The organism is Rhodococcus sp. NPDC059234 (genome assembly GCF_042754225.1).
In the GTDB taxonomy this organism is placed as follows: Bacteria; Actinomycetota; Actinomycetes; order Mycobacteriales; family Mycobacteriaceae; genus Rhodococcus_G.
In genome coordinates this window covers 121,433-131,043 of sequence record NZ_JBHZAH010000001.1, presented here as the reverse complement: position 1 = coordinate 131,043, position 9,611 = coordinate 121,433, and the positions used below count along the sequence as shown (strand labels likewise).

At 67.0% G+C, this 9,611-nt stretch carries 9 protein-coding genes; 5 read left to right on the top strand and 4 right to left on the bottom strand.

What is annotated here, in order from left to right; genetic code table 11:
• A partial coding sequence (locus ACFXGJ_RS00530; RefSeq protein WP_378615344.1) for an SDR family oxidoreductase occupies positions 1 to 433 on the bottom strand: 433 nt, incomplete at its 3' end.
• Between the two features lie 7 nt (positions 434 to 440).
• Positions 441 to 857, bottom strand: coding sequence for a DoxX family protein (locus ACFXGJ_RS00525; protein ID WP_378615342.1), 417 nt, complete (start codon positions 855 to 857; stop codon positions 441 to 443).
• 573 nt (positions 858 to 1,430) lie between these two features.
• On the opposite strand from ACFXGJ_RS00525, the gene ACFXGJ_RS00520 reads away from it, so the two are divergent.
• The 3 genes from ACFXGJ_RS00520 to ACFXGJ_RS00510 all read left to right on the top strand — a co-directional run bounded on the left by ACFXGJ_RS00520 (position 1,431) and on the right by ACFXGJ_RS00510 (position 3,562).
• The gene (locus tag ACFXGJ_RS00520; protein ID WP_378615340.1) at positions 1,431 to 1,994 is read left to right on the top strand and encodes an NADPH-dependent FMN reductase; all 564 of its coding nucleotides are present in this window, start codon (positions 1,431 to 1,433) and stop codon (positions 1,992 to 1,994) included.
• 212 nt (positions 1,995 to 2,206) lie between these two features.
• The gene (locus ACFXGJ_RS00515) at positions 2,207 to 3,133 is read left to right on the top strand and encodes an NADP-dependent oxidoreductase (RefSeq protein WP_378615352.1); all 927 of its coding nucleotides are present in this window, start codon (positions 2,207 to 2,209) and stop codon (positions 3,131 to 3,133) included.
• A 54-nt stretch (positions 3,134 to 3,187) separates the two neighbouring features.
• Complete coding sequence (locus ACFXGJ_RS00510; protein WP_378615338.1) at positions 3,188 to 3,562, top strand: nuclear transport factor 2 family protein; 375 nt, start codon at positions 3,188 to 3,190, stop codon at positions 3,560 to 3,562.
• A gap of 174 nt (positions 3,563 to 3,736) precedes the next feature.
• On the opposite strand, the gene ACFXGJ_RS00505 is transcribed toward ACFXGJ_RS00510, so the two are convergent.
• Complete coding sequence (locus tag ACFXGJ_RS00505) at positions 3,737 to 4,285, bottom strand: MarR family winged helix-turn-helix transcriptional regulator (RefSeq protein WP_378615336.1); 549 nt, start codon at positions 4,283 to 4,285, stop codon at positions 3,737 to 3,739.
• Positions 4,286 to 4,945: 660 nt separating this feature from the next.
• On the opposite strand from ACFXGJ_RS00505, the gene ACFXGJ_RS00500 reads away from it, so the two are divergent.
• On the top strand, positions 4,946 to 5,464 hold the full coding sequence (locus tag ACFXGJ_RS00500; RefSeq protein WP_378615334.1) for a flavodoxin family protein: 519 nt from the start codon (positions 4,946 to 4,948) through the stop codon (positions 5,462 to 5,464).
• A 26-nt stretch (positions 5,465 to 5,490) separates the two neighbouring features.
• The gene (otsB, locus tag ACFXGJ_RS00495; protein ID WP_378615332.1) at positions 5,491 to 9,147 is read left to right on the top strand and encodes a trehalose-phosphatase; all 3,657 of its coding nucleotides are present in this window, start codon (positions 5,491 to 5,493) and stop codon (positions 9,145 to 9,147) included.
• On the opposite strand, the gene ACFXGJ_RS00490 is transcribed toward otsB, so the two are convergent.
• Positions 9,134 to 9,592, bottom strand: a complete 459-nt coding sequence (locus ACFXGJ_RS00490; RefSeq protein ID WP_378615330.1) for a hypothetical protein — start codon at positions 9,590 to 9,592, stop codon at positions 9,134 to 9,136. The genes otsB and ACFXGJ_RS00490 overlap by 14 nt on opposite strands.
• Positions 9,593 to 9,611: the final 19 nt, after the last annotated feature.

Below are 9,611 nucleotides of genomic sequence, written 5' to 3'. Positions count from 1 at the left end.
GCCCGGGACGAGGCCAGGAACACGACGAGATCGGCGACCTCCTGCGGGCTGGTAAGCGGCCGGTCTCGGTGCTCGCGACCGTGTGGTCGATGACGTCCTGGGCGGCGATCCCGCTCGCTCGGGACACGGTGGCGGCGACACCCTCGGCGCCGGTCCACAACGCGGTCGTCACCGGTCCGGGACTGACGGTGTTCACCCGAATCCACTGGGAAGCAATTTCTTTCGACAGCGACGTGCAGAAGTTGATGAGCGCTGCCTTCGCGGCGCAGAAGTCGATGACCGCCGGATCGGGTGGGCGGGATGACGGTGCCGCCTGGGGAGACCAGAGACCGGCCCAGGTTCGTTCGAGTGCCCTCCCTGAACAACCGCAGCATTCGACGGCGTGGCACTGACACGGCAGCCCACCGCCACAGCCGGCAAGCGCGGCGGACATTTCTGCGTCAGGAGATCGTGAACAGCGGCCCGGTGATCGTCAGCCCGAGTTCTCCGTTGTGGGCGAAGAATGCGAACAGCATGAGGGCCGCACCCGCCAGCGCGATGTCCTTGTTGAACTGGACCATCTCCATCTGCCGGGCTTGCGGATCGGTCTCGGCCCAGAAGTTGTGCATCAGCGCCGCCGTCGGGACGAGGAAGGCGACCAGCAACAGAGAGCCGAGGTCAGCCCAGACGCCGAGGAGCACGCTCAGCGCGCCGAGCACAAGGACCACCCCGGAGACCAGGACAGAGAGCTGCGGCATCGGCAGGCCCTTGCTCGCGGCGTATTGCGCCATCGCCTTTGACTGGGACAGGTGGCCGACCGCAGAGAAGAGGAACAACGCGGAGAAGAGAATTCGGCCGATCAGAACGACGATGTCCATCGCTACCTCCAAGTGGTGATTGTGAGGCGGTCCTGTAGTGCGCCGGGCTGGGACTAACAGTGTCCCATCCGAGTCCTTTGGAAGTCATCCGCTTTCGCCGTTCACGCATGACGGTCCCCGTCGGTGACGTCGGCGAGCCAGCTCGGGTGGGGTCACAGTGCCGAAGTTGGGGTCGACTGCGAAAAGCAGCTACCGGCCACTCCAGGACTTGCCTTTGACGCAAAGCACCGCGATTCGGCGCACTGTGCGAGCACTTCCGCGTGCGACCAGACCACCAAACTAGCGCTCCCAGAAGATCTCGACCTGCCCGGCGGTCACCCTTTGGCGGGTCAGCCGACAACTGCCTCTGAAGTGGCAAGAAAGCGCCCCGTCACGACGTCTGCCATCAGACTGCCGCCGACCGGCAGCGACCTCCGTCCATCCCGAAGAATACTTGATATGTCACGCAATGCCTTGCTATTCTGGCAGCACTCGAGGGTTTCGCGCCGATCCCAAACGCAGCGAAGCCGCGTGCCGCAGTCTTCTTGCCAGCGCGAACAGATGAGACGCACGCGGTCCCGCAGAGAGGCCGTCATGACGGACCTGAAGATCGCTATCGTCGCCGGCAGCACGCGCCCCGGCCGCCACTCCCGCATGGTTGCCGACTGGGTTCTCGACAGGGCCGCGGGACGACCGGGTGCGCGTTACGACATCGTCGACCTGACAGCCCACCCCTTGCCGCTGTTCGACGAAGCCATGCCCCCGAGCTTCGGGCAGTATCAAAATGCGCATACCAAGGCGTGGGCCGCTACCATCGCCCCTTTCGACGGCTTCGTCTTCGTCAGTCCCGAGTACAACCACTCGACATCCGCGGCGCTGAAGAACGCACTGGACTACCTCTACGCGGAGTGGCAGAACAAGGCCGCAGCACTGGTCGGCTACGGCTCGCTCAGCGGCACACGCGCCGTCGAACACCTTCGCCTCATCTGCGCAGAACTGCAGATGGCAACGGTCCGTCAACAGCTGGCCTTCTCGCTGTTCAACGACTTCGAGAATTTCACCTCCTTCACCCCGGCTGCCCGTCACGACGACGCCGCCGACGCCATGTTCACCCAGCTGGAGAACTGGGCGGGCGCCTTGAAACCACTGCGCGCCTGACGATGCCGCCGACAGGCCCGATGAACAGTGGCGGCCAGAGCAACACTGCGTCTTCCCAGACCTCGCGATTGTTCAATATCAGGGCCACCGACGGGTGTGGGACGGCCCTCTCGCGAATGCGCCGACCGCACCGGGCTGATGCAGACACTCGCGCACCACCCAGGGCCTGGTCAACGACAACACCAGGGAAGGAACAACACATGACCAGCGAGATGTCTAGAGCAGTGCAGTTCGACTCGTACGGCGGCATCGACGTCCTCGAGGTGCGTGAAGTCCCCCGCCCTGTTCCCGAGGCCGGCGAGGTACTGGTCGAGGTCAGGGCGGCCGGCATCAACATCAGCGAGGCGGCGATTCGCTCGGGTGCCGTGCGGGAGATGTTTCCCGCAACCTTTCCGTCCGGCCAGGGCAGCGACCTGGCAGGGGTGGTGACTGAACTCGGTTCCGGCGTCAGCGATTTCGCCGTCGGTGACGAGGTGATGGGGTTCTCCATGCGCCGATCCAGCCACGCCGACTACGTGACCGTCCCGGCTGACCAGTTGACAGCGAAGCCGTCAGCAGTGTCCTGGGAGGTGGCGGGCTCACTGTACGTCGCGGGCGCCACCGCATACGGCGCGGTGCAAGCGGTCCGCCTCGCACCCGGAGAGACGGTAGCGATCGCAGGTGCGGCCGGCGGCGTCGGTTCGATCGCGGTTCAACTTGCCCAACGGGCCGGCGCCACGGTCCTGGGCATCGCCGGACCGTCCAACGACGCCTGGCTCGCCGACCACGGCGCGATCCCGGTCAACTACGGTGACGACCTGCCCGCTCGGCTGCGCGCCGCATCGCCGTCCGGGCGCATCGACGCTCTGCTGGACTTCTTCGGGGGTGGATACGTCGCCATGGCAGTCGAGGACCTCGAAGTGCCGACCGACAGGGTCGACACCATCGCCGATTTCGCTGCCGTGGAGCGGTTCAGGGTCTTGTCGGCCGGCGGAGCGGATGCCTCGACTGCCGCGGTGGTCGCCGAGTTGGCCGACCTCATCGCACAAGGCCAATTGGATGTGCCGATCGCCGGGGTGTTCGCGCTCGATGATGTGCGGGACGCGTTCCGGGAAGTCGAACGGCGACACACCCGCGGCAAGTTGGTGCTGCGCCCATGAGCGACGGCGGCATCGCAGCGGAGCGACGACCCGCACAACACAAGAGGAGTCACCATGGTCACACTTCCTGCCGATCTCATGCGAGCCAACCTTCTCGAGGTGTTCAACGAACCCGATCCGACCCGGCGGGCCACGGTCATCGCGAAGAACTATTCCGACGATGTGGTGTGGCACGAACCGGACCGTATTGTTCGGGGACGCAGGGACTTCGAACGGCGAGCCGAGGACCTACGCGCGGAGAACCCGGACTGGGTCTTCCGGCCCGTAGGCGACGCGTCGGGTCTCGACGACATCGGTCACCTTGGCTTCGAGTACGGGCCCGCCGGCCAACCAGCGGTAACCGGCATGGACATTGCTCGCATCGAGGACGGAGTCATCGCCGAGCTCTACACGATCGTCACCGGGATCCGTCAGGGGTCCGGATCGTGATTGATGCACGGCCGATACGATCGAGACGGGGCAGGGCCGGGTGACAGTGGACGCAGGGTCTGGACCAGGTGACGGTGGATGCACGGTCTGGACCGCGGAAACGTCACGATCGGTGCGCCGAACGCGGAGTTTCCGCCCCTCCCCCGGCAGTGCCGAGCGATTCGTCGGTGACGATCACACGGGCGGGGGCGGCAACGAAGAACTGCGGTTCAGACTCGCCTGGATGTGCTCCAGCGCCGCAGTGAAAGGAGCCACCAGCTCTTCAGGCAACGGATCAAAGAACAAGTCCCGGACAAGCGCGACATGACCGGGCGCCGCCTCGACGATCGCGGCCATGCCGCGCTCGGTCAACACCGCGTCGGTCGCCCTGCCGTCGTCCTCCGACTGAACCCGATCGGTGAGGCCACGTTCGCACATTCGCCGAAGGTGGTGCGAGAGCCGACTGCGTTCCCACCCGATCACCGTCGCCAGGTCGGTGATCTGAAGCTTGCGTTCCGGGGCAGTGCTCAACGCATTGAGCACGTGGTAGTCGGCCAGCGAAAGACCGCTGTCGAGTTGCAACTGGCGGTTGATCTCGTAGTTCATGCGCAATTGCACACGCATGTACGCCACCCACACGCGTTGCTGTGACGGCGACAGCCAGACACCGTCACCAGCGGGTGAGCGACGGTCACGCGGCGTGTCACCGTCCTTTCCGCCGGACACCTGCACTGCGTTGGCCATGACTGCTACGTTAGGGGACATACGTGATATGTCAATCACATCGGGGGATGTGACCAACAACGACACGTGCATCACCTACGGCTCCGCCGGCGCACTCGAAGCCACCGGGATTCCCGACCCGCCACCCCAGAACGTGGACGAATCCGGGTCCGGGTCTTGGGTACACCGCAGCAACGCCGCTGCCACACCGTGGCCGGAACCTGCACACTCGATCGGAGCTCGGCCGCCGCCCGACACCACGATGCGCCCGAACAGTCGGCACGGCGATCCTGATTGCCCAGCGACGGTGCAGAACAGGCGAGAAACGCGGTGAATCCGGTGGCCGATCGAAGGTTGATTCCGGTACGGATGCGGCGGTGTAGCCCGGGGGTGTGCGGCCGGTCGTGTGCGGCCCTCTCGTGAGTGACTCGGTGAACCTCGTGATCCGACGGGAGGACCGAATTGGGACAGCAAACGTCCCAGGTCGAGTGCGCCGGATTCGGACTCGACAAGTGACGGTGGACCCTAGACGGAGCCCGGGCGGGAGGGTTCTATGGCAGGCAGAAGCACATCCCGTTGACATGAAGCCGGCTCATTCGGCACCGGTCACCGCGCGTCGCCGCCGCACGATGTCGTGGCGACCGGCTGGAGGAGAGCTTGTGCAGCACAGGAGGAAGCGTCATGCGCACGCTGGTGGTCTACGAGTCGATGTTCGGAAACACCCGTCACGTGGCGGAAGCAATCGCCCGGGGTTTCGCCGCCTCCGGTGAGGCCAAGGCCGTCCCCGCGTCGCACGCCCGCGAGGAGGACCTGTCCGGATACGACCTGGTTGTCGTCGGCGGTCCGACACATGTACACGGGGTCAGTCGCGCGTCGACGCGCCGCGATGCGGAGAAGACGGCCGACAAACCCGACAGCACGGTGACACTGGAACCGGATGCGGTGAGCGACGGTGTCCGGGAGTGGCTCTCCTCGCTCCCGCCCGCCCACGGCCGCGCTGCCGCGTTCGACACCCGCGCGGACGCGCCGGCGTTCCTGACCGGAAGGGCGTCGAAGGGGATCGGGAAGAAGCTACGGCACCTGGGATTCGAGCTCGTCGCGGAATCGGAGAGCTTCCTGGTCGACAAGGAGTCACGCCTCGAGGACGGCGAAGAGGCTCGGGCCGAACAGTGGGGACACTCGCTCGCGCAGCAACAGTGACGCCCGCGAGAGCATGAACGCGCGTCATGGATGCTGACGACGTGGCCCGGCCGATCATCGACCTCCGCCACCACAACACCGTCGTCTTCGGCCTCGACGTGGTGGTGGACACCGCTGACGGGGTGCGGAGTGTCGAACCGGCTGTCGGGCTGGCGGAGCGACTGTGCAGATCGGATGTCCGGTGCGCGGTGTTCACGTACGGCCGAGCACTGGACCTGATCGAGACCGCGGGAATCGGACGGTGGTTCCAGGTTCGGGTCGACGACGCGGCGCCGCAGGAAGCCCTGGTCCGGCTCGGCGCTCCCCTCACCGGGGCAGTGCTCGTCACCTCCAGAGAGGACGCCGCCGCGCAGGCGAAGCGCGCCGGCTTCGCGCTGGTCATAGCCGTTGACCAGGCGGGCCGGGCCGACGAGCTGTTGCGTGCGGGCGCAGACGTGGTGGTGAAGGACGCCTCCGAGATCGAACTCCGTGCCGGCGACCGACGACTCGGTGACGTCCCCGGTGCCCTCGCGGCTCACCATGAGCTGACCGCACAGCTACGCGTGCGCAGGCCCGCCGTCTTCCTCGATTTCGACGGCACGCTGGCCGACATCGTGCCGGACCCGGCGGCCGCGGTTCTCGTCGACGGCGCGGCCGCCGCCCTGACCCGGTTGGCCGCCGAATGCCCCGTGGCCGTGATCAGCGGGCGCGACCTCGGGGACCTTCGGACAAGGATCGGCCTGCCGAGGATCTGGTACGCGGGAAGCCACGGTTTCGAACTCGTCGGGCCCGCCGGCCAGAGGTACGAGAATCCCGATGCTCTCGCCGCGATCCCGGTGCTCGACCGGGTGGCCCGAGCCCTGACGGAGCGTCTGCAGCACATTCCGGGTGCCCTGGTCGAACACAAACGGTTCGCCGTGGCCGTCCACTACCGGAACGTGGCAGCCCAGCAGATCGACCAGGTCTCGGCCGCGGTGTTCGCCGTCGGAGGCCCGGAGGAAGCGCTTCGGGTCACGGGCGGCCGAAAGGTGATCGAACTGCGCCCCGACGTCGACTGGGACAAGGGGCGGGCGCTTCGGTGGATGCTCGAGCACGTCGATGCGGGGGCGGTGCTCCCGATCTACGTCGGCGACGACCTCACCGACGAGGACGCCTTCGACGCGGTGTCGCCGGACGGGATCGGCATCGTCGTCCGGGATCCGGAGTCCGAAGACCGGCGGTCGGCGGCACAGTTCGTGGTGGACGGCCCGGCCCAGGTCTGCGATCTACTCGAGCGCTTGATCAACACCGTCGACCGGGACCCGGCGGACCCGTCCCGGGGCGGGGGCTGGATCCTCGACTTCGACGGCTACGACCCCGCGACAGAGAAACTGCGCGAGGCGATCTGCACGGTGGGGAACGGGTACTTCGCCAGCCGCGGGTGCGCGCCCGAATCCGCGGCCGGACCGCGGCACTACCCCGGCACCTACGTCGCCGGCCTCTACAACCGTCTGCACGAGGAACGTTCCGGCATCGCCATCTCGAACGAGAGCCTGGTGAACGCGCCCAACTGGCTCCCGACCACCTTCCGAATCGGCGACGGACCGTGGTTCGACGTCGATTCGGTCGAACTCCTCGACTACCGCCAGGTGCTGAACCTGCGCCGTGCGGTGCTCACCAGACGGTTCCGGTATCGCGACCAGGCGGGACGGACGACGACGGTCGTCCAACGGCGTTTCGTCGCAATGCATCTCCCGCACGTCTGCACACTGCAGACGACACTCGTGGCGGACGACTGGTCCGGTACGGTCCAGTTCCGCTCGGCGCTCGACGGCTCGGTACGCAACAGCCTCGTCGACCGATATCGCGACCTCGCCGGCGACCACCTCGACCGCGTCGACGCCGCCGAGCAGCCGCCCGACTCGGTCCTGCTCACCATGCAGACGAATCAGTCCCGCATCCCGGTGGCAGTGGCCGCACGGACCACGGTCTGGCGCGGTGGTGAACCCTGCGACTGCCGGTACCGGTCGTTCGACACCGGCGGGAGCATCGGTCACGACATCACCGTGGACGTCCAGGCGGGGCATGCCGTCACGGTGGAGAAGACGGTGACCCTCTTCACCGGGCGTGATCACGCAGTCTCCGCCCCCGGGGACGAGGCCACCCGATGGTTGTCGGGTCTGGGTCGGTTCGAGGAACTCCTCGATTGTCACGTCCTGGCGTGGGAACACCTGTGGGACCGGGTACGCATCGACATCTCGGACTACGAGGACGCTTCCCGGATCACACGGTTCCATCTGCTGCACCTGCTGCAGACCGTCTCCCGGAACACGGCCGACCTGGACGTGGGGGTCCCGGCCCGCGGATTGCACGGCGAGGCGTACCGGGGCCACATCTTCTGGGACGAACTCTTCGTCTTCCCGGTGTTGAATCTGCGGGTGCCGGCACTGACGCGGTCGCTGCTGCACTACCGCTATCGACGCCTCCCCGAAGCCCGCCGGGCCGCGAGCGCGGCCGGCTACCGGGGCGCGATGTTCCCGTGGCAGTCGGGCAGTGACGGCCGCGAGGAAAGCCAGCAGCTCCATCTCAATCCGAGGTCCGGGCGGTGGCTTCCGGACCCCAGCTGGCGACAACACCACATCGGCATCGCCGTCGCGTACAACGTGTGGCAGTACTACCAGGTCACCGGCGACGTCGAATTCCTCGGTCACTTCGGCGCCGAAATACTGGTGGAGACAGCCCGCTTCTTCGCCAGTCGCGCATCGTACGACCGGGCGCGGGGGCGCTACGTGATCCGCGGCGTCGTGGGGCCGGACGAGTTCCATTCCGGCTACCCCGACGCCCCCTACGACGGGATAGACAACAATGCCTACACCAACGTCATGGCGGTGTGGGTGATTCTTCGTGCCCTCGAGGCGCTCGACGCCGTTCCCGCCGCGAACCGTTCGTATCTCGTCGACACCCTCCACCTGGACGCACCGGAGATGGCCCGGTGGGCGGACGTCAGCCGCCGCATGTTCGTCCCCTTCCACGACCAGGTGATCAGCCAGTTCGAGGGCTACGGGGACTTGACCGAACTCGACTGGGAGAGCTACCGGGAGCGATACGGCGACGTCCAGAGACTCGACCGCATCCTCGAGGCCGAAGGCGATGACGTCAACCGATATCGCGCGTCCAAACAGGCGGACGTGGTGATGCTGTTCTACCTCCTCTCCGCCGACGAACTGCGAGATCTCCTCGGGAGACTGGACTACCGACTCGAACCCGACGCCATCCCACGGACCATCGACTACTACCTCGCCCGCACCTCGCACGGCTCGACACTGAGCGCGGTCGTGCATTCATGGGTGCTCGCACGCGGTCACCGCGACCAGGCGATGCAGCACTTCGAGCGGGTGCTCGCATCCGACATCACCGACGTCCAGGGCGGGACGACGGCAGAGGGCATCCACCTGGCAGCGATGGCCGGCAGCATCGACCTGCTTCAACGGTGCTTCACCGGACTCGAGACCCGCGGCGATCGGCTGGTCCTCGGTCCACACTGGCCGGAAACGCTTGGCACGCTGGAGTTTCCGATCTCGTACCGCGGCCACCAGCTGTGGTTGACGGTCAGTGGGAGGCGGGTCGAGGTCAGCGCCGGAGCCGGGAACCAGCCGCCGATCGAGATCATGTGCCGTGACCAGGTCGTCGAACTGCGGCCGGGATGCACCGTCAGCCTGGGCTAGCCGTCGACGGCCCGATCAGTGCCAGCCGCCACCACGCCGCATCGGTCGGACCGGTGCGCTCTCCCGCCGCCGCGCCCGCGAGGACGTCGTCGCGGCGCAGGTCCGGCAGCACGCGATAGCGGATCGAGGCGCGATCGCTCACCAGGGCGAGAACCCACCACAGGGCGCGGACGTAGTCGTCCGCTGACCGGGCGCCGTCCCACTGATAGAACCCCCGGTACCGGCCCTCCTCGTCGGCCGTGAGCCAGAGCTTCGAGACGAATCCGGGAAAGCCTGCGAAGAGGGGTGTGTTGAGCAGACTTTCCGCCCGGAACAGGGCGTGTCCGCGGCCGCGGACACCGCGCAGTCGGAACATCACGACGAGGACCACGGGCTGCGCCGGCGGGTCACCGCTCGCGACGGTCTCCCGGTAGACGATGCCGGTGGTGCCGTCTGCGAAGGTCATCCTCCGGCCGGTGTGCCCG

Excerpts from the sequence above, each read along its gene's own strand:
- ACFXGJ_RS00525 (WP_378615342.1), bottom strand. The coding sequence starts at position 857 with ATGGACATCGTCGTTCTGATCGGCCGAATTCTCTTCTCCGCGTTGTTC.
- ACFXGJ_RS00520 (WP_378615340.1), top strand. The coding sequence starts at position 1,431 with ATGACGGACCTGAAGATCGCTATCGTCGCCGGCAGCACGCGCCCCGGC.
- ACFXGJ_RS00515 (WP_378615352.1), top strand. The coding sequence starts at position 2,207 with ATGTCTAGAGCAGTGCAGTTCGACTCGTACGGCGGCATCGACGTCCTC.
- ACFXGJ_RS00510 (WP_378615338.1), top strand. The coding sequence starts at position 3,188 with ATGGTCACACTTCCTGCCGATCTCATGCGAGCCAACCTTCTCGAGGTG.
- ACFXGJ_RS00505 (WP_378615336.1), bottom strand. The coding sequence starts at position 4,285 with ATGGCCAACGCAGTGCAGGTGTCCGGCGGAAAGGACGGTGACACGCCG.
- ACFXGJ_RS00500 (WP_378615334.1), top strand. The coding sequence starts at position 4,946 with ATGCGCACGCTGGTGGTCTACGAGTCGATGTTCGGAAACACCCGTCAC.
- otsB (WP_378615332.1), top strand. The coding sequence starts at position 5,491 with ATGGATGCTGACGACGTGGCCCGGCCGATCATCGACCTCCGCCACCAC.
- ACFXGJ_RS00490 (WP_378615330.1), bottom strand. The coding sequence starts at position 9,592 with ATGACCTTCGCAGACGGCACCACCGGCATCGTCTACCGGGAGACCGTC.